The sequence below is a fragment of the Bacillus sp. AC266 genome (genome assembly GCF_979253805.1).
Genome location: NZ_CEEDEC010000003.1, coordinates 449,407 through 472,862 on the forward strand (window position 1 = coordinate 449,407; position 23,456 = coordinate 472,862).

Here is a 23,456-nt window from a genome sequence, read left to right on the forward strand (position 1 = left end):
ACTGGACCTCAAGGACTTCGTGGCGTTACTGGCGCTACCGGCGCTACTGGACCTCAAGGACTTCGTGGGGCTACTGGACCATCGGGCAAACCACTCCCTGTAACTATAGCAGCAATAGGAAATTCTAATCCACAAACTATATCACCTGGAACGAATATCCAATTTAATCAAGTTTTCGAACTAAATAATCTCATTTTTAATGACACTTCAGATACTTTAACTATTTTAGAAACAGGAGTATACGATATTAGTTTCTCAGCATCTACAACCTTCCCGGGTTCTTCACCATTTGGATTCGGTATTTCATTCAACGGTCAACCACCTACTCGTAATTTTTCAACTAACGTTATCGGTAGTGCGGTTTCTTTCTCCACAATTGTTACTTTAACAGCTGGTACAACAATCTCTGTACAACCTACAGTAAATACTATTTCCATCCCTAACACTGGTGACACAACAGCTACACTATCAGTCTTCCGAATTTACTAATTTTAGTTTTCATTTTATTTTTGAACGACCAAGAATGTTTGATTTATAGTAATTTGTATTATTTTGATTGTATGTTAAATCTTTCTTTTAATAAAAAGGAGCACTTATTTTGGAGGATAAGTGCTCCTTCTTTACGTTTCTTTACTTCAAATTTACTCTAGCTTAATCCTCTTTTTGTATGATGAATAGTGAAGACAAAGACATGAAAGAGGGATGACAATGCGAATTATATCACTGACACGTTTTTGGTTTGTTCTTATGGTATGCATAATTTTATGTATAGGGTTTCTTTTAACTCTAAACTATTCAAATGTTTCAAAAGCAGAAAGAAAAACAATTCCATACGAACTTCTGTATACAAAACAAAACAACATCCCGTATTCCTCTTCCACACAAAATGAAAAAAAAGTTATAAAAGGAATGCTTATTACAGAAGCTTCTAGTTATGAAAACCTACTTCAAATCGCTGAAACGATTAAAGATCAATATAAAAATAAAGACGTTGATGAAATAACACTCTCTATCCATAATGAAAATACTGGAAATTTCGAAGAGGAATTGCCATATGAACCTATTAGTAAAGGAATAATAACCGTCACGTATGATTCTCAATCCTTCGGTAGGACTAATGTTACGCTAAATAAATAAACTGAAGCTTTAATCCGTGGCGCTTTTCCCATCCCCACGGATTATTAAGTTAAACCCATCAAATTTTTATAGGCAGCTCGATTCTCACCTAACTTCTTTTCTGTTGCCACATTTTGAACCGAGATAAAACCGCTCATTTCTCATAAAAAAGAGGCGAACTCGTTATTCGCCTCTTTTTTTACCAAAATGGAATCCACTCTTTCACTTTATCTATCCATTCATTTTGCTGTTCTTTTCTTTGTTGTTCCTCTTCTTTTCGTTTTTTCTCTTCTTCTTTCCTTCGTTTTTCTTCCTCAATCGTTTTTAATTGTTTTGTATAATCCGCCTCAGGTATTAGTGATAACTGAAATGCCTTTTGAGTTGGATTTCCATTCGCTTTCTTCATAATATCCCGGAACATTGTCGTTGTAATTTGGCTGCCTCCTGGCACATAATGCTCACTATCCGTTTTATCATACCCTACCCAAATCGCACCTACTAAATCCGGTGTGTATCCAACAAACCACGAATCCTTCGCACCAGTGCTTGGTCCATTTACAAGCTGGGTAGTCCCTGTCTTGCCTGCGGTATCGATATTATTAACTTTCGCTTTTTCACCTGTTCCCCTTTCAATAACACCTTTTAATAAGTATGTCATCTTTTGGGCAACTTTCTCGTTCGTCACACGAGTTTCTTTCTTATACCATTTTCCAATTGTTTCCCCTTCAGCATTTTGGATTTCTCTAATGGCATGAGCTTCTACTTGGACACCATCATTTGCAAGTGCGCTATACGCTTGAGCCATTACAAATGGTGAAGTCCCTACATGCATACCTCCTAAAGCAATCGGATACGTATGGTCTTCAGGCTCTAATGGAATACCAAACCGCTCTAAAGATTTCAATCCTTTATCTAATCCAATTTTCTCTAATAGCCAAACTGCTGAAACATTATATGACTTTGCCACCGCTTCATACATCGTCACATTACCATGGAACGTATGATCACTATTTTGTGGTGCATATTCTTTAATATTAAACGGTTCATCTTTTAAGACATCGTATACTTCATATCCTTGTTCTAACGCTGGTACATACACTGCAAGAGGCTTTAACGTTGAACCTGGCTGTCTTTTTAATTGTGTTGCATGATTAAACTGTAAAAATTGATAAGGACCTCTGCCTCCAACTAAAGCCGGAACACCGCCAGTTTTTGGATTCATAAGGACCACTCCAGTTTGCATAAGCTGATCTGAGCCACTATCTTTAAAATAACTATCATTATTCACAACATCTTCAACCGCTTGTTGTTTTTTCGAGTCAAGTTCCGTATAAATACGATAGCCACCTGCTAAAATTTCATTTTGTGTTAATTCATACTTGTCCATCGCTTCTCTAACAATATAATCTACGTATTGAGAATATTTTCCCTTATATTTATCGTCAACACCACGTCGTAATACAAGACCTGATTCTTTCTCCTGGTTAAATTGTTCTTCAGAAATATATCCTTGCTCCTTCATTAAACCTAATACGACATTACGTCTTTCAATTGATTTATTAAAGTTTTTATACGGCGAATACGCAGATGGCGCTTTAATTAATCCTGCAATCGTTGCAGCTTCTGAAATCGTTAAGTCTTTTACTTCTTTATCAAAATAAGATTTAGCTGCTCTTTTTATCCCCCAAGCACCTTCACCAAAATAAATTTGATTCATATACATTTCAACAATTTCATCTTTCGTATAAGTACGTTCTATTTTTTTCGTTAGAAAGTATTCCTTTATTTTACGAGAGAATGTACGGTCTTGCGTTAAAAATACATTTTTCGCAAGTTGTTGTGTAATTGTACTACCACCTGCCACAACTTCACCAGCTGTAATGTTCTTAAATACAGCACTTATAATTCCACTATAGTAAATACCATGATGACTAAAAAATTCCTTATCTTCTACTGCAACAATTGCTTGAACCATAATATCAGGAATATCTTTCCTTTTGATCCCTTCTGTTTTAGAAGAAGCTAATTTAGTCGCAACTTCATTATTTGCATCATAAATTAAAGTCGGTTGTGGAACAGCTTGTTTTAATTCAGATATATCTTGAATGGAAATTATTATATTTACAACAATAAATAGAGTAGCAAGTAAACTTCCCAATACAATTAATGAATTGCGTAGTTTCTTTCTCTTATTGAACCACTCAAGCGTTTTTTTAAAGTGAGTGTTCTTCAATTTCATTGGTTCACTTCCTTCATTTGTTTACACTCTTCTTTTTAAAAGGAAGAATATACCTCCTTTTAAATTTATTATAATAACGTAGTCGTTCCTATAGTGTAAAGCTTTTCTTTCACATTCATACTTTTTGCAAGAAAAGGACATTCTACAAGTAAGATATTCATTGTTGAGTATTAATATTATTAATACAACAATGAGAGTTATGTTAAGTTTTTGTAAACTTTTCGATAAAATGTTTTAAAAAACGACAGTTTTTTGTTAGAATTGATTAGCCAATATATTTTACATATATTACTTTTGTGGGGGTAACAATAATGGTCTTTAAATCAAAAAAAGATAAATTTTCTGAAATGCTTATGAACGTTTCCGAAAATTTAAAAGAAGGCGCGCAGTTTTTCGTGGAGTATAAAATTAAAAATGCTAGCGATTTAAAAGAGTTTTCTATGCGCATGAAAGAGTATGAGTCAAAAGGTGACTCATTCATTCACGAAATCATTATGGAGCTAAACAAAGCGTTTATTACTCCTATTGAACGTGAAGACATCCTACAACTTGCAATGAGTATGGATGATGTATTAGACGGATTAGATCACAGTGCTGGTCTATTCGAAATGTATTCTATTACAGAAGCTGATGAATACATGATTAAATTCGTTGAAGCAATTAATCAATGTGCGATTGAGATTGCAAATTCTGTTGAACTACTTTCTAAAAAGAAATTAGTCGATATTCGTACAAATGCGATCAAGATTAAGGATTACGAGTCACAATGTGATGATATTCGCCGTCATGCGATTAAGCACTTATTCTCTCGTGAGAAAGATCCGATTAAGATTATTCAATTTAAAGAGATTTACGAAGAGCTTGAAGAAGTAGCTGATAGCTGTCAAAGCGTTGCAAACGTATTAGAAACAATCATTATGAAGAACGCGTAAGGAGTTTGATCATGGATACACTCTTGATACTGACCGTTTTAGTAGTCATTTGCGCTTTAGCTTTTGACTTTATCAATGGATTTCACGATACAGCAAACGCTATTGCAACGGCTGTTTCAACGAAAGCTCTAAAGCCTAGACATGCAATTGTTATGGCAGCTATTATGAACTTTTTAGGTGCGATGACATTTACAGGTGTAGCAAAAACGATTACAAAAGATATTGTTGACCCGTTTGCTTTGCAAAATGGTTCTCTTGTAATTTTAGCTGCTTTGCTTGCGGCAATAGTCTGGAATTTGATCACTTGGTACTATGGCATTCCAAGTAGTTCTTCGCATGCAATCATTGGCGCAATCGCTGGTGCAGCAATTGCTGCTGCTGGTATTAGCGCATTAAACTATAAAGGGTTTATAAAAATTCTTGAAGCTTTAATCATTTCACCGATCATCGCTTTTGTTATTGGTTACATCGTATATAGTATTTTTAAAGTGGTATTTAAAAACTTTAACTTAACGAAAACGAACAAGAACTTCCGTATATTCCAGATTTTCACCGCTGCATTACAAGCTTATACGCACGGTACGAATGATGCACAAAAAGCAATGGGAATCATTACGATGGCTCTTATGGCCAATAACTATCATACTTCTGGCGATATCCCTTTCTGGGTACAATTATCTTGTGCAATCGCAATGGGTCTTGGTACTTCTGTCGGTGGTTGGAAAATTATTAAAACTGTCGGTGGACAAATTATGAAAATTCGTCCTGTAAATGGTGTAGCTGCCGATTTATCATCATCACTTGTTATTTTCGGCGCAACATTTATTCACTTACCGGTTAGTACGACGCACGTTATCTCTTCTTCTATTTTAGGAGTTGGTGCTTCACATCGCGTGAAAGGTGTAAAATGGGGAACTGCAAAACGCATGTTAATTACATGGGTTATTACACTTCCTATTTCAGCTTCTTTAGCTGCATTATTTTACTACTTATTACACTTAATCTTTTAATCAAAAGTCGTCTTCCTTATTTTTCTAGGAAGACGACTTTTTTGTGAACAAGCCTATTTCTTATTAAAAAGCGTGTATAATGATTGATGGATAAGTTATATAGAGGAGTTGGCAATTTTGGAATACATCATGTTACTTTTCATCGGATTAATCGCCGGGACAGTCGGGAGCCTAGTCGGACTTGGAGGCGGAATTATTATCGTTCCGTTATTAATTGGATTACACAGTTTATCACCACAACTCGCAGTAGGAACTTCTATGGTAACAGTCGTTTTTACAGGGCTGGCTTCTACCCTTACTTATATGAAACATAAACGGGTAGATTATAAAAGTGGACTTATTTTATTTATCGGGAGTGGCCCTGGTGGTATTATCGGATCATGGGCAAACAAATTTTTAAACCAAGATACATTTTCTTTATACTTTGGGATTTTTCTTATATTCGTCTCCATTCTTCTTATACTACGAGACAAATTGAAACCTCTTTCCCTATCAAATATGACTGTAATTAAGCGATCTTTTACAGATAACGAAGGAAATACTGTAGACTATCAATTTCCACCATTTCTCGCTATCTTTATTGCCTTTATAGTTGGATTTATATCCGGATTATTTGGAATCGGTGGTGGTGCCTTACTTGTGCCAGCGATGATGCTCCTTTTTGCGTTCCCAGCACACATTGCTGTAGCAACTTCAATGTTTATCGTATTTCTCTCAGCAATTGTAAGTTCTTTAACTCACATCTCTCTAGGAAATGTCAGCTGGGCTTATGCATTAATTCTTATTCCTGGTGCATGGATTGGCGGAAAAATCGGGGCTTATATTAACACAAAATTAAGCGGTAATGCAGTAATTAATTTATTACGTATCACATTAATTATTCTTGGAACTAGATTAATCATTACTTCATTTTTATAACGCGTTCTTTCTAGAATGCGTTTTTTCTTATACACATGAATATAAAAAGGCTCCTAGGAGAACAAATAAAACTAAACAAACACTTAATAGCATAAAATTTGAAATATGTAATTTCTTCAAGTTGATCACTCCTATAGCTATGACTGTTATCTTTATGATAGCGAAAAAACAGTTATCTTACAGTTACAAAGCGCTAACAATGCAAAATCATTTATTACAAATTTTATCCTTATATTTCATTTCTTTGTATAATCTATCGATTCAATAAAAAAAGATGTCATATTGACATCTTTTTAGTGAAGAAGTGACCATCCCATAAAGTCTTCATGCACCTGGCACGCCCTCTTATCGTTTCGATCATATAATTCAGCATAACTATCTGTTTCTTCATCATAAGCCATCGTATAAATAATTTGGCCGTCTATTTCAACGGATAAAACGACTCCACCTTTCATCTCTTCCACATGAATGATAGCATTCGCCGGAATTCTCATATCCGTCATCTTCATCGCATCTAACAATATACTAAACCCCCTACAGCGTATTCATTGCTAGTACTATTACACACTAAATAGTATACTACTGTAATAGCATACATTTCGTCAATGAAATTGCTGTTTAAAAAGCATATTGTCTTTATACATATACGCTAAAATATAAGAAATAGAAATGTTTTAATGGGGGGCTAACATTGATTCTACATAAGGGAGATGTATTATTCCGTCAAGGTGAGGACGGTCCATTATATTTTATAAAAACAGGTTTATTAAAAGTTATTCGGTTAGAAGAAGACGGAACACCTTTTTTATTTAATATTATCGTTCCTGGTGAAACGATACCTCACCATTCTTTAATTTCACCGAAGGAATATCACGGTACAGCTATCGCTTTAATGAAAACAGAAGTGGAGCCTATAATTAGCAATGAATGGTACGACAAACTTCAGGCAAATCCTGCATCATATGAAAATATCGCTATACAATTACAATCGAAGTTAAGAATGATGCAACAGCGTATCGATCAATTGACAACTGTCTCTCCTAAAGAGCGCCTTCATCGTTTACAAGAGTGGTTCACCTTTTATTTAGGTGACATCCCTATTTATGAAATATTAACACAAACTGAAATTGGTCAGCTCATAGGTGTACGCCGCGAAACAGTAAATCGCTTACTTAGAGAACAAGCAAAAAACGAGGTAAAATAATACCTCGTTTTTTGCTTGGCAACGTTAACCTATTGTAAGCTTGCTGCGGGACCGAAAAATTCATAATGAATGTTCTCTTGTTTAACACCCAAATCAATTAATGCAGCATTTATATGTTTCATAAATGGTACTGGACCGCAGAAATAAAATTCTGCATCAGTCGTTGGAATAATAGTTTGTAACCATTCACGTTCAATGAATCCTTCTTGATCAAAATTCTTCATTTCCACATCTTGCTCTGTCGGTGAAGAATAGCAAGTATATGCTTTAACTTGTTCATACTCTTTTTCTACTGTCTCAACATGCTCTTTCATCGCATGTGTATTACTATTTATCGCCGCATGAACAAAGCATACATTACGCTTTGATTCTTGTTCAATTAACGTATTTAACATACTCATCATCGGTGTAATACCTACTCCACCACTAATTAGTACAACAGGTAATGTTGACTCCATATTTAATACGAAATCTCCCGCTGGTGCACTTACTGGTAAGACATCCCCTTCCCCTACATGATCATGTAAGTAATTAGATACTTTACCATCTGGTGTATCTACACCTTTTTCTTTCTTTACACTAATACGATAATATTCTTTTCCTGGAGCATCAGACAAGCTATATTGACGATTATGTGTATATGTCTCACCTTTAATATTTATTTGAATCGTTACATATTGTCCTGGGATGAATGAAGAAACTTTCCCGCCATCTTCAGGTTTTAAATAAAATGATGTAACAACGTCGCTTTCCTTCACTTTTTTAACAATCACAAAGTTGCGGAAATCTTTCCATCCACCTTCTTTATGTGCAGCTTCTTCATACATACCCGCTTCAATGCTAATGAATGCATCAGCAATGACGCCATACGCTTCTCCCCATGCATTTAAAACTTCATCAGGTGCGCCTGCGACCTCTTTAATCGCTCGTAGTAAGCATGTACCTACTATTGGATAATGCTCTGCTTTAATACCTAAACTTCTATGCTTATGACCGATTTGTTTTACAACTGGAATAATAGCTTCTAAATTATCAATGTACATTGCAGCTGCATAAACAGCATTTGCTAATGCTTGTTGTTGTCTTCCTTTTTTCTGGTTCGTATGGTTGAAAATATTCAATAACTCCGGATGCTCCGAAAATAAAATTTGATAAAATCTCGTTGTAATCTCAACGCCTTTTTCTTGTAATAACGGTACTGTTGACTTTACGATTTCAATTGTTTTTGCACTTAACATTGTATCCCACTCCTCTATTTCCTTAACTGTTTTTAGTTTAACTGAATTGTATAATACATATTGTGATTTTAATCACTATTAACATGGTGTTTTTGTGAAAAATATATGAACAATGCACATATTAAGTAAATTTTAATTAGCCATCATTAATAGTGCTCAAAAAAAAGCTAACTAGAATTCTAGCTAGCCTACTACTTCGTTTGTATTGCTTGTTCAATTACTCTTATATTCTGCCCATCTCCAAACTCGGTATACCCCCATACATTCGTCTCACCTTTATATTTATTTACAAGTATATCCAAGTCATGATATACGCGATGAGCATAGATTACATACTCCATATTCTGAAGCTCCACACCTTTTTTTACAATTTCATAACTTCTATTCACATCGCGTTTTATTTTTTCATTTTTTATTTCTTTATGTATATTTTTTAAAGAGGCTTCTTGCTCTTGAAACCATTGTTTAAAATGTTTCCAATCCCCATCTGTATATTTCTCTGCCTTGCCATAATTCAAGAAATTATTATAACTTTCATGTGTCGTACGAACAAAATCGAGTGTCTTCTTCTTCTCTTGCACCTCTTCTATTTGTGCTACTGTATTTACTCCAGCAGACTTATTCGCATAATATAATAGTACTTTCATAAGACTATAGCTCGCTATTGCCATCACAGTAATAGTTACCAATACACTTAACAATTTCTTCATATACAGAACCCCTTTTCTACTATGAATATTACAATGTACTGTTACACTTGTAACATTCTCTCGTAGAAATGTAATTCCTGTTTAAATCCTCCTTTTCATTTCGACACTATTTTTCTACAAACTTCTCCTTGGTAAATGCTCTTGTAAAACAACATAACCTTCATAAGCTGTATAACCGAGTATAGCCATTAATCCGATATAACAAGCAAATACTGTCCATTTCGTTTTCGTATCGACTTTATAATAATTTTCTTGTTGTTCCTTTTCTGTTTCCCATTCATTTAATTTTCCTTCTGACATTTCAAATGCTTCTCTTATATGAATTGTATGCATTTCTTTTTCATCTTCATATGGGACATAATCAAGTGGCTCAAATTTTGGTAAAAGGTACTCTAGCACTTCAATCTTTTGAAGTTCTCCTGTTTTTAATTCTTTTTCACGTTCTCTTTGTCTTAATACATTCATTTCATGGTGAATCATATAAATCGTTCGATGCACCGCACCAGTTTCTTTTAATTCCTCTTCAAGCCTAGCAGCATATTCTTTCATTCCATCGATTTTATATCCTAATTCCTTAATCGGCTCATCTCTCTTTATTACTCTATATAGTTCCATACAGCCGATAATAAAAATAAATCCTCCTAAAATACTTTTGAAGTAAATAGAATAGCCGAGTAGTAAAACTAGCCCTGCTCCCCAAATTTTCGTGCTTACAACTGAAATTATTCGTCCACCATCTAATGGAGAAACTGGAATTAAGTTAAAGAAATTAATCATACTTCCAAGTAAAATAATAAGCGCCCAAAACGGCTCTTTCGTGATTATATACAGTGGGATCGCGGGTAAAAATGAAAGCAACCCGAAAAGAGGTCCCATATATGCAATGTAAGCTTCATCTTTTGCATTTTTCGGCATCTCTTTCATCCCAATAAGAGCTCCCATAAATGGTATGAAGATTGCTGGCGATGTTGGTATCCCTTTCTTTCTCGCTGCCCATAAATGCCCCATCTCATGTACAAACAATAAATATACGAGTGCTACCCCAAACTTCCAACCATATATGACTGCGTATGCACCAAGCGATAAAAACATACTAAATACTGTTGAAAATTTTGCTAACTTAAAAATTGCAAATACCCATTTTAACTTAGATAGTAAAAATAACCCTATTGCAACGATAACTCCCCATAATCCTTTTTTATTATTTTTCATATTCCTCTCCTTTATCTCGCTTTATTGAGCCATATACACTCATCAAAACTTATTCTTTTTCTCTATTATGACATATTTTTTTCTATTGTTAGAAATAATGTTTATTCCATCCATTTTTAGCCAAAAATAAAAATAAAAGGAGGTAAATACAAATGAAATTACAATCTCTTATGATAGGCGCTCTATCGTTTTTAGCTTCAACTCTTATTTTTTATACCGTCAGCTACGTATTATTATTAGATTGGTTGCCAAATCACTTATTTATAGCCCTTATTATTCTTTCTGCTCTTATGATTTCCTTTCTAATTACACGAAAATCAATGAATGAGCCATCTGCAAAAGCAAAATAATAGAGGGGATCTTTCCCCTCTATTATCATTTCCTAGGAAAGGCCATATAGACTTTATGATTCTTACTGCCCGCTATTTACGGGCAGTAAGAATCCCACCTCAAAATTCGGCTGGAGCAAAGAATTTAGGTAGGAGTCGTGCTAATAATCAGCGGGGGATGCCCCCGCTGATTAAAATTTCACTTTATCTTTGTAAATTCATTTTTTCACCATACTCTTTAACAATTTGAATAATGTTTTGAAATGCTCCTACTTTTTCTTTCTTACTATTTAATATTTGTAAATCGTGATTGTCATAATAGGTTTCTAGTGATTTTAATTGTGATTCTGAAGCATCTTTTATCGGAACAGTAACATTCAACTCATACTGTTTATACCCTTCCTTTACTTTTTCAGCTGAAATTATCTCACTCTCTTTTGCGCCAATTAATTTTTGAACCTTTTCCGGGAAAATTAATTGCAAATAATATTCTTGTTCCTTTGCTAACTTATTATATAGTGATTGTGAAATCGTATAACGTACTGTATAATTCATTTTTTGATCACCTGCTTTAATATGAAACGCAGTAATCTGCATGTCTTTTTTTGTTACTTCCGTTAAAGTACCTACCTGCATCTCATCTTCTTTTTGTTCTGGAATCTTTGGAAAGATAGCCAAAAGCTTTTCCGTATCTTTTTCGTTAAGCATATACATATCTTTCTTATATTGAATCCATCCTCGGCGATCTTCTCCTCTTAACCATGCATAATATGTTTCTTTTTTTCCATCACTACTAATTTGTATTTCATATTCCGGTTCACCAAAACTACCCGTTACTTCTTGTTTTTCCGCTTTGTTTATAATATCCACCACCAACTCCGCATCCATTTTCTTTAAATTTTTTTCTTCTTTACCTTTTTGCATAACAGTTACTTGTAATGGTTCTCTCATTTCATTCACTGTCTCCTCTACTTGTTTCGGTTCTTTCTTTTGCTCGGATTGACCACACGACGCGAGTAAAATAACACATAAAAACATTAAATATTTCCCTTTCAAATCGATTCTCCTTTTCCAATAAGAAATCCTTATAATCCTCATGCATAAAACAAAAACGTTACATTATATAGAATGAGCTATACTATAAACTGAAGGGAGGATTTTACAATGTCCATTAATTTTCATGATGCAAATAATAAGTATACGTATGCAAATCGTAACGCACATATTTCATGGCAGGAAGCAATAAACAATATTGTAGATGTACAAAACAAACAAATAATTGATATAGGTTGTGGTGGAGGCATTTATACGAAAGAACTTGCTCTTATGGGAGCCAAAAATGTTGTTGGGCTTGATTTTTCAAAAGAAATATTACAAGCTGCAAAAGAAAATTGTAATACCTTCCCAAACATTTCATTCATTCACGGTGATGCACATAATATCTCATTCCCTAATGAAACATTCGACCTTGTCATTTCTCGTGCAGTCATTCATCATTTGCATGATATTCCCACATTTATACGAGAGGCTTCTCGTATATTAAAAAAAGACGGTCTACTTATTTTACAAGACCGGACCATTGAAGATTGTATAATCCCAGGAAGTCCTGAACACCTTCGTGGATATTTTTTCTCGGTCTTTCCAAAACTCATTGAAACAGAAGCGCAAAGAAGACCAAAAACCACTACTATACAGCAATTATTACAAACATATCCTCTTCAAGCGCTCCCTATTCAAACACAATGGGAAGTACGAAAAGTACATGATTCTGTAGAGGCTTTGCTACAAGATTTATCTCCTCGAACAGGCCGATCCATTCTATATGAACTAACAGATAATGAACTTTCTCAGCTTCTACATCATATCCAAACGGCATTACAAAACGTCTCTCCTATCATCGAAAGAGATCGTTGGACAATTTGGAGCGCGAAAAAATTGTAAGGAAGGAAGCCTCACAAAATAATGTGAGGCTTCCTTCTTTCATAATCTAATTTTGCAACACTCTTGATATCCTCCACTCCTGGCCTGTGCACTTCCACACTTCGGACATACTAAATATCTAGACTGATTTGTCAACAAACTACCTTTTTGAAAGAGTAAAACTTCTGCTTGTTTAAACGAACGCGAATAATATAACCACATAAAACCAATTATAGCAATAATGCCAAATAATACTCCCATCGCAAGCATTTCAGTCACCTCTTTTGGTTTGTTCTTTCCAGCAAGTGGATTGTTGTATTATTCTCTGCAAATTCAAACAATTCCTTCCTTACTCCTATAAATATCGATTTTCTCCATAAACTTTACAATTCTCTATAATGTTTTACAGCATTTTTACAAATAGTATTAACCCTTATATTCTCAGCTATATTTCTACAGGAAAGTGTATTTCTCAAAAAATATGTTGACTTTCTAAAAAAAACATGTGAAAATGTTGTCAGAATACTTGAATAAAAATTCATTGACGAGAACGAGTATGTTATAGAGCTGTTCCCCAGAGAGTTGGTATTTTGCTGAAAGCCAACGCTCAGTTCGTAACCGAAAATCATCTCCGAGAAGTAGAACCGAATGCTAAAGTAAGTTCTTACCGGTCGTCCCCCGTTACAAGGAACACGTATCATGTTGTACGTTGTAAAGCCGTATACATATAGATATATTTCTACATGTATAAATTAGGGTGGTATCGCGGGTAAATATAACTCGTCCCTTTCTTAAGGGGCGAGTTTTTTGTGTTCTTACAATGAATTTACAAAAAAGGAGGAAAAAAACAATGAACACTGTATCAAAAAAACATGTTTTTTTCACAGGTCTTATGCTATTTTCTTTATTTTTTGGAGCAGGAAATTTAATTTTCCCTCCAATGCTTGGACAAAATGCTGGTGAAAACTTTTGGCCAGCAATGATTGGTTTTTTACTAACAGGAGTCGGCTTACCACTACTTACTGTTATCGCTATTTCTCTATCAGGAAATGGAATGCAACAACTTGCAAGTCATGTACACCCATTATTCGGAATATTCTTTACGGTAGTTGTATACATTGCAATCGGTCCATCTATGGGCATCCCACGTGTTGCTAATGTCGCTTATGAAATGGGAATTAGTTCTTTCTTACCAGAAACTATTCGCTCTAGCAGCCTAGTGCTATTTTTATACACAGTCATCTTCTTTGCTATCGTATTTTGGCTTAGTTTAAACCCTTCTAAGCTCGTCGATCGTATCGGAAGTGTATTAACACCTATTTTATTACTCTCTATTTTTTTATTATTCGTTAAGAGTGTATTTACACCCCTCGGGCAATCTGGACCAGCAATGCAAGAGTATCAAACTTCTCCAATTTTCAAAGGTTTTATGGAAGGATACTTAACGATGGATACCATTTCAGCACTTGCATTTGGGATTATCGTTGTAAATGCAATTCGCTCAAAAGGTGTGAGTGATCGTAAATCAATTGCCATCGCAACAGCAAAAGCAGGACTTATTGCCGCTACTGGTCTCGTACTTGTATATGGTGCACTTGGCTGGCTCGGTACAACTAGTGTCTCTCTCGGATACGCAACAAACGGCGGACAGCTACTTACCGTTATCGTACAACAATTACTCGGTCCATATGGTCTAATTCTATTATCTCTTATCGTTACACTCGCTTGCTTAACAACATGTATTGGACTTGTATCTGCATGCAGTCAATACTTCTCAACATTATTAACGAAATTTTCATACACAACGTTAGCAAGTGTCATTTGCACATTAGGATTATTAGTTGCCAACTTAGGTTTAACAAAAATTATCGCAATCTCTGTTCCTATTTTACTTGTTGTATATCCAATTGCGATTGTACTCGTATTACTATCATTACTTCATAAATATTTCGGTGGATATCGTTCTGTTTATGTAGGTGCGTTAATTGGTTCTGCAGTTGTGAGCGTATTTGATGGATTAAAACAAGGGAATATTCCTGTTTCATCTATCACATCTTATTTCGAGTTTATTCCATTATATAATGAAGGAATCGGCTGGTTAGTACCAGCATTAGTTGGGGCTATTATCGGTTTTGCTATCGCAAAATTAAGTGGCGCCAAAGCAGTACCATTAACGGATCATTCACCTGAATCGAAAGTATCATAAAAAAACTCCCATTTCGGGAGTTTTTTACATTTGATAAGAAGTATGATTAAAGCTACTTACTTTATAAGCTTTCGTATAGTAATCAATATTTGTATCCACTGTTTCTACTTTTACAACATCATAGCAATCTTCTTGCTTCACTAGAAATAAATAATATTCTTCTGTTGCCTCAATAATTGCAATACGATCTGTTTCAATATCATATTGTTCACAAAGTGCTTGCAACGCATTCACATAGTTGCCTAATTTTTTCGTTTCATCCATTCCAAATATCGTTTGAACTAACATACACTCTCTCCCCTTTGTATGTACTGTTAACACCTAAATGATAACGCTTACATTAATAACCGTCAATAAAAAGCTTTGACCATATATAGTCAAAGCTTCCTTCTTATTTCGTCAATTGGTGTCTAAACGCATAAATAACCGCCTGTGTCCGGTCACTTACATTTAGCTTATTTAATATATTACTCACATGTGTCTTTACTGTTTTAAGGGCAATAAACAACTCATCTGCAATCTCTTGATTACTTTTCCCCTCTGCAATTAATAACAAAATTTCAGACTCTCTTTCTGTTAGCTCCTCATGCAAAGGTTGTTCTTTCTTCTGACGCATACGAGACATCATTTTGCCAGTAACTTTCGGCTCTAATACCGTTTCCCCATCATAAGTAGCTCTTACAGCATCTGCAATATCACTCGCTCTTGATGTTTTTAATAAATAACTTGTCGCCCCCGCCTCAATAACAGGATATAACTTTTCATCATCTAAAAAGCTCGTGACAACTACAATTTTCGCTTCTGGCCATTCTTGAATAATAGCACGTGTCGCTTCAACCCCATCCATCTCATCCATAACAAGGTCCATTAAAATAATATCCGGTCTTAATTGCAACGCTAACTCTGAACCTTTTCTTCCATTTTCAGCTTCTCCAACTACTTCAATATCTGGCTGCGTTGATAAATATGCTGATACACCCATTCGAACCATTTCATGATCATCAACTAGTAATACTTTTATCATGATTCTCCCCCTCTCTCAATCATAATAGGTACTTTCACTTCTATTTGCGTACCTTTATTCGGAAAACTAAGAACTTTTAATGTACCACCAATTTCATGAACTCGCTCTTGCATTGACCTTAAACCGTATGAACCAGCCTTATTAACACCAACTTTAAACCCAACACCGTCATCAATAATTTTCAAAATCGCATATTGATCAATTTTCCGAAGGCGTACTTCGGTTTTCTTTGCCTTCGCATGCCGTAAAGTATTAGACAGCGCCTCTTGTACAATACGGAATAAATGATCCTCTACACCTTTTTTTAATTGAATCGGTTCAATTAACCATTCAATTTTCATATGTTGCTTTCTAGACAGTTCTGTTAATAATTCTTCTATACCCTCTGTTAGTTTCTTACCTTCTAACTGCACTGGGCGTAAATGAAGGAGCAATGCTCTCATTTCTGATTGTGCATTTACAACCATATTCTCAACAAGCTGCAACTGTTTTTTCGTCGTGTCTGGAATTTCAGCTGCTTGCTCATTAATGGCTGACATCATCATCGACATTGCAAAAAGCTGCTGACTTACAGAATCGTGCAGCTCTCTCGCTAATCGATGCCTTTCTTGAGAAATCGCTTCTTGTCTCATCTCTTCATTCCAATGGGCTCGTTCATTCGTTACTTTTTGAAATAGCCCAGCTTGCTCCTCTAAGCGACGAGCAAGACCAATTACTTTTCGTTCCACTTCATGAAATTCATCGTCCGCAGTAAATGAAACATCACTCGGAAAATTCCCTCGCTCTACTTCAAATAGAAAAGTATTTAATCCTTGTATACGCTGTTCTATATAATAACCGATTGCATATCCTACAATTCCTCCGATAAGAAGACTCGTACTCATAATAAACAAGCCAATTGGAACAGAAGCAATGGATTCTTTCCAGAGTAAATCATAAACTTGTTGCTCGCTTTTCCATACATATACAATTGTACAAATAAGTGCGATACTCACAGAGGACAACATAGAATAACGAATATACATCCACGAAATATTCCTTTGTTTTTTCATTATACTTTCCTCACTTCCGTATCGCCTACGACAAGCGAAGAAATAATTTTAATACGACGAGGGGCTTCTTTATACTGTTCTGTTCTAAACGTAACATTACGGTTAAATCCAGTTTCTTCGTGTCCTGGCAGGAGCACTCGCCCAACAATAACAGAATGATTTAAAGACAATTCAATATCATATGGTACATATAAGCGAATATTACCAATGACGCCCCGAATCACAATAACCGTTTCTCCCTCTGGAATCATAGCAGTTGTTAAATCAATCTCGACGTCACAAGCACCATATTGGACGTTAATATCCTCTATTTCATAAATATGATCCATCATTCGTACATTACCTACAAACATATTTTTTATATACGGTTCTGTACGATATATTTGTTTTTCTTCATTTATATATCCTTTTTCTTTAATTTCAACTTTCATTGCTTTTTGCCGATGTCCTTGTTGAATAAGTTGATAACCAATTAAAGCTAAACAAGCAAACACAACAAGTACGAATGCCGCTGATGAAAATAAGAAGAATAAGAAGACAATACCACCGACAAATAAAAATACATTCCCTCTTACATAACGGTTCTTCTTTCGATAATGTCTTCCAAACATAATCATAATAAATGCAAATATTAGACCACCTGGTTCAAAATGTCCAAGTATCATATCAAGAAAAAGACCGAATCCAAATATGATGAGGAGCATCCCCATAAATTGTGTTTTTGAAAATTGCTTCTTCATTTCAGCTCCCCCCTCCTTGTCACATATACATAGAAGAAAAGGCATTGCTTTCCAACACCTTTTCTCCTATCACTATATCATAAGCCTGTTTTATTATATACTACAATTATTTTGTTACTTCTTTCGTTAACGATACTTCATTTTTCTCTTTCATTTCACTCTCTAGTTTTGCAATTTTCATATCAAATGTATCACACTCATGCTCTTCATTTATACGAAGCTCTATGTCACGAATGTGATCTTCAATTTCTTCGAATCGTAAGAACGGATTATTTTCATCCATTTTATGCATAGCAGTATTCATACGGCGGTTTGCATGCGCCATATTTTCACGTGCCATTAATTCCATACGCTTTGCGTTCATTTCTTTTAATTTATTTTTCATTTCTGAAAGACGACGCTCTAACTCATCAATTTGCTCTACAACACCAGCATACATTTCTTCTAAGCGAGTTACTTGCCCTTCATAATACGCTACTTCTTCTAATGCACGTTCATGCAATTGCAATTCGCCTGCTTCTTGTGCGATGATAGCTTGCTTTGATCTTTTATTAACGAAATAACGTGCTTGCTCAAGCTCACGAGCGAAGTTAGATTTTAATGCTTTATGACGCTGAATTAACTTCTCAATTTTTGTTATTTCACGCTCACTATCGCGTAAATATTGGTTTAACATAGCAATTGGATTTTTTCTTTCTTTCTCATCTAACACATTATGAAAATCAGCTAAAATTGCATCGCGTACACGTCCGAATAAAGATTGTTTCATTATAATCTTCCTCTCTTCTACTTTATAATTTGATTTATTTTATATTAGTTTTTCATTAACTTGTTCCACTCATCTTCAAAGTTGCTATATGGTTTAGCACTTTCTGGAGCAGAATCAACAACTACATTTTTTCCTTTTTTCCACTCACGGTATCCGTAGTATAAAACTACTAATGCTGCGATACCGATTAATGCTGGGGAATGAGAAAGCGCAATGGACAAACCGATTAAACCAACAATACCCCAAGCTAACTTTCCAAAGAATGATTTAGCTCGCACAAATGATTTATAGCTCCAGTACACAACTCCTGCTCCAATGGCGAATCCTACAATACCAGCAAGACTACCAAGAGCAATTAAAGCCAAAATACCGGCTGCGATAAACGCTAGAAATTGTTTCATCTTGTGCTTGCCTCCCTTCGATTTGATACTCTTATCTTAACTATTTTTTCATTTTTTCATAACGAGCTTAAGAACTGTTTTCGACTCAGACTTAAGACTGAGTTGCATTCAGCCTTTTGCAAAACGAACATGTATACGATGCGTATAGATACAGAAAAATTCTTATTCAATAACGGATGAAAATCTCAACTTGCGCGTCCAAAAAATTAGCAATACATACAAACGTTTATTAAATTACATTAAATATATTATTAAGAAAATTATGTTAAAATAAATCAGAAGGCTACATTTAAATTAAAGGGGATATATCATGAATTTACACATTACGAAAGAAATCAATACCGCCGCTAAAAACTATATAAACAATCAGCTTTATGAATATAATTTAAAGCACTTTCCATCTGATTTAAGAGACAGATACTTAGAGATTCATTTATTTCTTAAGGATGAAAATGGTAAAATATGCGGGGGAATATTAGGTGAAGTCTGTTGGAATTGGTTAGAGATTCACTCTTTTATCATCGATGAAGATATACGTGCATTAGGGTATGGAACTAAACTGTTATTAGAAGTAGAAAAAATCGCTTTAGAAAGAAATTGTGATTTTATAAAAGTTGACACTTTAAGCTTTCAAGCATTAGATTTCTATAAAAAATATGGTTATAAAGAGTATGGTATCCTCGATAACGTAGGAAGAGATTATAAACACTACTATTTGAAAAAGGATTTATAAATAATAAAAAACGCTCAGAGAATGTTCTCCGAGCGTTTTCAACTGCTAATAATAAATGTCTCTTTATGTTATGCAGTTTTATGATACTCTTTTTTTTCCGCCACTTTAGAAAATCTCGGGAAACCAATTAATATAGAAATGATTCCACATACTCCAACTAAAATTGGATAAAATGCATATGGTAACAATTCGACCGGAGATAACGCAGCAAATCCTGCCGCTGTTAACATTTGAGCACCATATGGGATTAACCCCTGTACACAGCAAGAGAAAAGATCCAGTACACTCGCTGATTTACGGGGATCAATTTCATACTGATCCGCAATTTTTTTCGCAAGCGGACCTGTAAAAATGATAGAGATTGTATTGTTTGCTGTACACACATTCGTCATACTCACTAAGCCAGCAATACCAAACTCCGCTCCTTTTTTCGAACGAATATTACGTGTTAAAAGATTCATTAAATATTGAATGCCACCATTATATTGGATAAGTTCAACCATACCACCGATTAATATAGCAAGTAGTACTAGCTCCATCATACCGCCCATTCCAGTCGTTACACTTTTAAAGAAACTCTCTAACGTGTAACTTCCATCTATAAGGCCGATAGCACCTGATAATATTGTTCCACCAGTTAACACAATAAGTACATTCCAGCCAAGTAGTGCTGTAATAAGTACTCCTGCATACGGTAAAATCTTTATCCAGTCAAAACTATGGGCTTTAACTTGTGTATCACTTCCTAAAGTAATTATTACTAATAGTACAATTGTAATAATAGCGGCTGGTAATACAATTAAAAAGTTCGTTTTAAACTTATCTTTCATTTCTGTTCCTTGTGAACGAACAGCAGCAATTGTTGTATCTGAAATAAATGATAAATTATCACCAAACATCGCTCCGCCCACAACAGTAGCCATCGCAAGTGCTATTGAGATATCAGTTTGCCCACTAATACCTACAGCAATCGGTGCTAGTGCTGCAATTGTTCCCATTGAAGTTCCCATCGCTAATGAAATAAATGCCCCTATAACAAAAATTCCAGCAACGATAAATCCTGGTGGCAAAATAGATAACGCTAAGTTAACAGTGGAATCAACTCCGCCCATTCCTTTTGCTGTTTCAGAAAACGCCCCTGCAAGTACAAAAATTAATACCATAATCATAATATCAGGGTTTCCTGCACCTTTAGCAAATCGTTCTACTTTCACATTAAAGCTTTCCTTACGATTCATCACTAAAGCAATTCCTACGGCAATTGAAATTGCTACAAGTATCGGCAATTTATAGAAATCACCTGTAATAATTCCAGAACCAATAAATAGCGCCAAAAATATTCCAAGTGGTAATAACGCTAAACCATTTCCTCTCGTTTCTTTCAAAGTATCATCTCTCCCTAGTTTTCAACCTTTTCTAATGAACAACAAAAGACCTCTTCCGATGAGAAGAGGTCTTATACATCTATAAGAAACACTCTTCTCATCTTTCAAGCACATGCTTGCTGGATTTGGCACAGCACTCTGAAATCGAGTCCGCTGCCGAGGCATCGTAGGGCCAGTCCCTCCGCCTCTCTTTATAAGAAGGTTTCATATTTATTTTTTAATAATAATTTCTTTCCTAACTTTACTCGCTTACAAAACAAAAGTCAATTATTTTTTGTATAGATTTTTTTGGTAATTATACAAAAATATGAATAAACCAATCATTTTAACTTTTCGATTTCTTTATCCAATATTGAGATCCAATAAAATTTTCTATTTTTTATCGTCGCGATAATCCATTTTGTTGTATTCCATGCTAACTCATATTCTTCTTTTGTAACATCACCAATTTTATAGGCATCCTCTAACTCGTCTTCATCCAGTACATAGATCTCACCGTTCGGTAACAATACTACATCTAAATATAAATCATCAAAATAAGGTAAACCACGCTCGTCTATTTTATATTCTTTCGTCACGTCGATATAATATTGTACTAATTGTTTTTGATTGTCTAACATAGCTGTAATTGCAAAGTTTTTCCCGTTTATAAAATATTGCATCCATGTATACCCATCACCTGCAATGCAAAGCTGTTTACCATTGTATTCTTTATGACTAGGTTCCCTCACTTTTTTTATGTCCAGTATTCCTAACATTCCATCCTCTACTTGCTTAACCCTATAATCCTTCTCTATTAGTCGCTTCCACGAAGAACCGTCACCATATTTACGTTTCATTACGTCCGCTCCTCTTCTATATATAGAAAAGCCCCCACATATTATGTGAGAGCTTGTTCATATTATAATTAAGCTGCTTGACCCTTTTCAGATATCTCTTTTAAATAGGCTTGTCCTTTTTCAGCGTCATATTGACCTTCCCACTTAGACATAACTACAGCCGCTAAAGAGTTACCTACAACGTTAACTGCTGTACGAGCCATATCTAGAATACGGTCAATACCTGCAATAAACGCTAAACCTTCAGCTGGAATACCTACTGTACCAAGTGTTGCTAATAATACAACGAATGATACGCCCGGTACACCCGCGATACCTTTTGATGTAACCATTAATACAAGTAATAACGTAATTTGTTGTGTAATGGATAATTCAATACCGTACATTTGCGCTAAGAAAATTGCCGCAATTGCTTGATATAAAGTTGATCCATCTAAGTTAAATGAATACCCCGTTGGAATAACGAAAGATGTAATTGCTTTCGGACAACCGAATTTCTCCATTTTCTCCATAATTTTCGGTAAAACCGTTTCTGAACTTGCTGTAGAGTACGCTAAGATCAGCTCGTCTTTTAAAATTTTAAAGAATTGGAAAATGTTAATACCGAATATTTTCGCTGTAAGTCCTAATACAACTACAACGAAGAAGATCATTGCTCCGTATACTACAATGAGTAATTTCCCTAATGGAATTAATGAAGCTAATCCGAATGTAGAAACTGTAACACCAATTAATGCGAATACACCAAATGGTGCAAACTTCATAACTTGGTTCGTTACATAAAACATTGCATCTGCTACACCTTGGAAAAATTGTAGAACTGGTTTGCCACGCTCACCAATTGCTGCTACACCTAAACCAAATAATACTGAGAAGAAGATAATAGCAAGCATATCACCTTCAGCTAATGATTTCATAATGTTCGTCGGAACAATATTTACAAACGTATCTGCGAACGAATGACTTTGTACTTGCTCTGTCGTATGTGTATATTTAGAAATATCTGTTTTTGTTAACTTATCCATATCAACGCCTTTTCCAGGTTGGAAAATGTTTGCTATTAATAGACCGACAGCAATTGCAATCGTTGTAATAATTTCAAAGTAAATAATTGTTTTTCCGCCTAGTCGACCTAACTTTTTAATATCGCCAACACCAGCAACCCCAACAACAATACTCGCTACAACAATCGGTACAACAATCATCTTAATTAATCGGATGAAAATATCACCAATTGGTTGTAAGTACTTCACCACTTCCTGATTGCCAAAGAAAATCGCCCCAACTGCAATACCAAGCGCAAGTCCTATTAAAATTTGCCATGCAAGTCCTATTCTTTTCATACTTGTGGTAACCCCCTCTTCGATGTGTCACTCTATCTCTCATTCTATCTCTATAAAACTTGAAATTAAGAGTATTACATATTATTCGACAATTCACTACATTTTGTCCCTGTTGAAAATCATAAATCAAAATTTA

26 protein-coding genes, 1 riboswitch and 1 other annotated feature are annotated in these 23,456 nt (G+C 34.9%); of the genes, 10 read left to right on the plus strand and 16 right to left on the minus strand.

Annotated features, from left to right (window positions below):
• Together AC0IXC_RS15505 and AC0IXC_RS15510 are read left to right on the plus strand one after the other, a co-directional pair.
• A partial coding sequence (locus AC0IXC_RS15505) for a Gly-Xaa-Xaa repeat protein (protein WP_471653030.1) occupies nucleotides 1–489 on the plus strand: 489 nt, incomplete at its 5' end.
• A 219-nt stretch (nucleotides 490–708) separates the two neighbouring features.
• Nucleotides 709–1,137, plus strand: coding sequence for a hypothetical protein (locus AC0IXC_RS15510; RefSeq protein WP_002168802.1), 429 nt, complete (start codon nucleotides 709–711; stop codon nucleotides 1,135–1,137).
• A 178-nt stretch (nucleotides 1,138–1,315) separates the two neighbouring features.
• Here the strand turns inward: AC0IXC_RS15510 and AC0IXC_RS15515 are convergent, their stop codons facing one another.
• Complete coding sequence (locus tag AC0IXC_RS15515; RefSeq protein WP_471653031.1) at nucleotides 1,316–3,355, minus strand: transglycosylase domain-containing protein; 2,040 nt, start codon at nucleotides 3,353–3,355, stop codon at nucleotides 1,316–1,318.
• A gap of 311 nt (nucleotides 3,356–3,666) precedes the next feature.
• On the opposite strand from AC0IXC_RS15515, the gene AC0IXC_RS15520 reads away from it, so the two are divergent.
• The 3 genes from AC0IXC_RS15520 to AC0IXC_RS15530 all read left to right on the plus strand — a co-directional run bounded on the left by AC0IXC_RS15520 (nucleotide 3,667) and on the right by AC0IXC_RS15530 (nucleotide 6,215).
• Nucleotides 3,667–4,287 (plus strand): DUF47 domain-containing protein, encoded by a 621-nt coding sequence (locus AC0IXC_RS15520; protein WP_000231445.1) that lies wholly within the window; start codon nucleotides 3,667–3,669, stop codon nucleotides 4,285–4,287.
• 11 nt (nucleotides 4,288–4,298) lie between these two features.
• Nucleotides 4,299–5,297 carry an inorganic phosphate transporter gene (locus tag AC0IXC_RS15525; RefSeq protein ID WP_002030715.1) on the plus strand — a complete coding sequence of 333 codons (999 nt, stop codon included), beginning with the start codon at nucleotides 4,299–4,301 and terminating at the stop codon, nucleotides 5,295–5,297.
• Nucleotides 5,298–5,414: 117 nt separating this feature from the next.
• Entirely contained in the window at nucleotides 5,415–6,215 is an 801-nt protein-coding gene (locus AC0IXC_RS15530) for a sulfite exporter TauE/SafE family protein (protein ID WP_002086690.1), read from the plus strand.
• 293 nt (nucleotides 6,216–6,508) lie between these two features.
• Here the strand turns inward: AC0IXC_RS15530 and AC0IXC_RS15535 are convergent, their stop codons facing one another.
• Nucleotides 6,509–6,736, minus strand: coding sequence for a hypothetical protein (locus tag AC0IXC_RS15535; protein ID WP_000883004.1), 228 nt, complete (start codon nucleotides 6,734–6,736; stop codon nucleotides 6,509–6,511).
• 170 nt (nucleotides 6,737–6,906) lie between these two features.
• On the opposite strand from AC0IXC_RS15535, the gene AC0IXC_RS15540 reads away from it, so the two are divergent.
• A complete protein-coding gene (locus AC0IXC_RS15540; RefSeq protein WP_002086692.1) occupies nucleotides 6,907–7,419 on the plus strand; it encodes a Crp/Fnr family transcriptional regulator in 513 nt (170 codons plus the stop codon).
• Between the two features lie 29 nt (nucleotides 7,420–7,448).
• Here the strand turns inward: AC0IXC_RS15540 and hmpA are convergent, their stop codons facing one another.
• The 3 genes from hmpA to AC0IXC_RS15555 form a co-directional block, all read right to left on the minus strand.
• On the minus strand, nucleotides 7,449–8,657 hold the full coding sequence (hmpA, locus tag AC0IXC_RS15545; protein ID WP_113770090.1) for an NO-inducible flavohemoprotein: 1,209 nt from the start codon (nucleotides 8,655–8,657) through the stop codon (nucleotides 7,449–7,451).
• Nucleotides 8,658–8,848: 191 nt separating this feature from the next.
• Nucleotides 8,849–9,367 (minus strand): hypothetical protein, encoded by a 519-nt coding sequence (locus AC0IXC_RS15550; RefSeq protein WP_012260624.1) that lies wholly within the window; start codon nucleotides 9,365–9,367, stop codon nucleotides 8,849–8,851.
• Nucleotides 9,368–9,481: 114 nt separating this feature from the next.
• Nucleotides 9,482–10,579 (minus strand): site-2 protease family protein, encoded by a 1,098-nt coding sequence (locus tag AC0IXC_RS15555; RefSeq protein ID WP_113770091.1) that lies wholly within the window; start codon nucleotides 10,577–10,579, stop codon nucleotides 9,482–9,484.
• 152 nt (nucleotides 10,580–10,731) lie between these two features.
• Between AC0IXC_RS15555 and AC0IXC_RS15560 the strand changes: the two genes are divergently transcribed.
• Nucleotides 10,732–10,929 (plus strand): hypothetical protein, encoded by a 198-nt coding sequence (locus AC0IXC_RS15560; RefSeq protein ID WP_000776287.1) that lies wholly within the window; start codon nucleotides 10,732–10,734, stop codon nucleotides 10,927–10,929.
• A 183-nt stretch (nucleotides 10,930–11,112) separates the two neighbouring features.
• Here AC0IXC_RS15560 and AC0IXC_RS15565 read toward each other — a convergent pair whose 3' ends face one another.
• On the minus strand, nucleotides 11,113–11,964 hold the full coding sequence (locus AC0IXC_RS15565) for a YhfM domain-containing protein (RefSeq protein ID WP_002011668.1): 852 nt from the start codon (nucleotides 11,962–11,964) through the stop codon (nucleotides 11,113–11,115).
• Nucleotides 11,965–12,072: 108 nt separating this feature from the next.
• On the opposite strand from AC0IXC_RS15565, the gene AC0IXC_RS15570 reads away from it, so the two are divergent.
• Nucleotides 12,073–12,849 carry a class I SAM-dependent methyltransferase gene (locus AC0IXC_RS15570; protein ID WP_353824711.1) on the plus strand — a complete coding sequence of 259 codons (777 nt, stop codon included), beginning with the start codon at nucleotides 12,073–12,075 and terminating at the stop codon, nucleotides 12,847–12,849.
• Between the two features lie 39 nt (nucleotides 12,850–12,888).
• Here AC0IXC_RS15570 and AC0IXC_RS15575 read toward each other — a convergent pair whose 3' ends face one another.
• A complete protein-coding gene (locus AC0IXC_RS15575) occupies nucleotides 12,889–13,098 on the minus strand; it encodes a hypothetical protein (RefSeq protein ID WP_000880630.1) in 210 nt (69 codons plus the stop codon).
• 262 nt (nucleotides 13,099–13,360) lie between these two features.
• Nucleotides 13,361–13,619: a binding site (T-box leader), on the plus strand.
• A 59-nt stretch (nucleotides 13,620–13,678) separates the two neighbouring features.
• Between AC0IXC_RS15575 and brnQ3 the strand changes: the two genes are divergently transcribed.
• The gene (gene brnQ3 / locus AC0IXC_RS15580; protein WP_060750571.1) at nucleotides 13,679–15,034 is read left to right on the plus strand and encodes a branched-chain amino acid transport system II carrier protein BrnQ3; all 1,356 of its coding nucleotides are present in this window, start codon (nucleotides 13,679–13,681) and stop codon (nucleotides 15,032–15,034) included.
• Between the two features lie 24 nt (nucleotides 15,035–15,058).
• Here the strand turns inward: brnQ3 and AC0IXC_RS15585 are convergent, their stop codons facing one another.
• The 6 genes from AC0IXC_RS15585 to AC0IXC_RS15610 form a co-directional block, all read right to left on the minus strand.
• Nucleotides 15,059–15,355, minus strand: a complete 297-nt coding sequence (locus tag AC0IXC_RS15585) for a DUF3992 domain-containing protein (RefSeq protein ID WP_002030700.1) — start codon at nucleotides 15,353–15,355, stop codon at nucleotides 15,059–15,061.
• Nucleotides 15,356–15,425: 70 nt separating this feature from the next.
• Nucleotides 15,426–16,058 (minus strand): response regulator, encoded by a 633-nt coding sequence (locus AC0IXC_RS15590; protein ID WP_000598709.1) that lies wholly within the window; start codon nucleotides 16,056–16,058, stop codon nucleotides 15,426–15,428.
• On the minus strand, nucleotides 16,055–17,110 hold the full coding sequence (locus tag AC0IXC_RS15595; RefSeq protein WP_002011673.1) for a sensor histidine kinase: 1,056 nt from the start codon (nucleotides 17,108–17,110) through the stop codon (nucleotides 16,055–16,057). Before AC0IXC_RS15595 ends, AC0IXC_RS15590 begins: the two co-directional genes overlap by 4 nt.
• Nucleotides 17,110–17,850, minus strand: a complete 741-nt coding sequence (liaF, locus tag AC0IXC_RS15600; protein ID WP_002126337.1) for a cell wall-active antibiotics response protein LiaF — start codon at nucleotides 17,848–17,850, stop codon at nucleotides 17,110–17,112. The genes AC0IXC_RS15595 and liaF overlap by 1 nt, the downstream gene beginning before the upstream one ends.
• Before the next feature lie 106 nt (nucleotides 17,851–17,956).
• Nucleotides 17,957–18,619 carry a PspA/IM30 family protein gene (locus AC0IXC_RS15605; protein ID WP_471653032.1) on the minus strand — a complete coding sequence of 221 codons (663 nt, stop codon included), beginning with the start codon at nucleotides 18,617–18,619 and terminating at the stop codon, nucleotides 17,957–17,959.
• Nucleotides 18,620–18,663: 44 nt separating this feature from the next.
• Complete coding sequence (locus AC0IXC_RS15610; RefSeq protein ID WP_002011676.1) at nucleotides 18,664–19,020, minus strand: lmo0954 family membrane protein; 357 nt, start codon at nucleotides 19,018–19,020, stop codon at nucleotides 18,664–18,666.
• Nucleotides 19,021–19,330: 310 nt separating this feature from the next.
• Here AC0IXC_RS15610 and AC0IXC_RS15615 point away from each other — a divergent pair, with 310 nt between their 5' ends.
• Complete coding sequence (locus AC0IXC_RS15615) at nucleotides 19,331–19,753, plus strand: GNAT family N-acetyltransferase (RefSeq protein ID WP_002011677.1); 423 nt, start codon at nucleotides 19,331–19,333, stop codon at nucleotides 19,751–19,753.
• A gap of 68 nt (nucleotides 19,754–19,821) precedes the next feature.
• On the opposite strand, the gene AC0IXC_RS15620 is transcribed toward AC0IXC_RS15615, so the two are convergent.
• The 3 genes from AC0IXC_RS15620 to gltP form a co-directional block, all read right to left on the minus strand.
• Nucleotides 19,822–21,138, minus strand: a complete 1,317-nt coding sequence (locus tag AC0IXC_RS15620; RefSeq protein ID WP_088292783.1) for a Na+/H+ antiporter NhaC family protein — start codon at nucleotides 21,136–21,138, stop codon at nucleotides 19,822–19,824.
• Between the two features lie 94 nt (nucleotides 21,139–21,232).
• Nucleotides 21,233–21,338, minus strand: a riboswitch (SAM riboswitch).
• Between the two features lie 120 nt (nucleotides 21,339–21,458).
• Nucleotides 21,459–21,977 (minus strand): ribonuclease FAU-1 family protein, encoded by a 519-nt coding sequence (locus tag AC0IXC_RS15625; protein WP_002135200.1) that lies wholly within the window; start codon nucleotides 21,975–21,977, stop codon nucleotides 21,459–21,461.
• A gap of 68 nt (nucleotides 21,978–22,045) precedes the next feature.
• Complete coding sequence (gene gltP, locus AC0IXC_RS15630; protein ID WP_002030692.1) at nucleotides 22,046–23,320, minus strand: glutamate/aspartate:proton symporter GltP; 1,275 nt, start codon at nucleotides 23,318–23,320, stop codon at nucleotides 22,046–22,048.
• Nucleotides 23,321–23,456 lie beyond the last annotated feature (136 nt).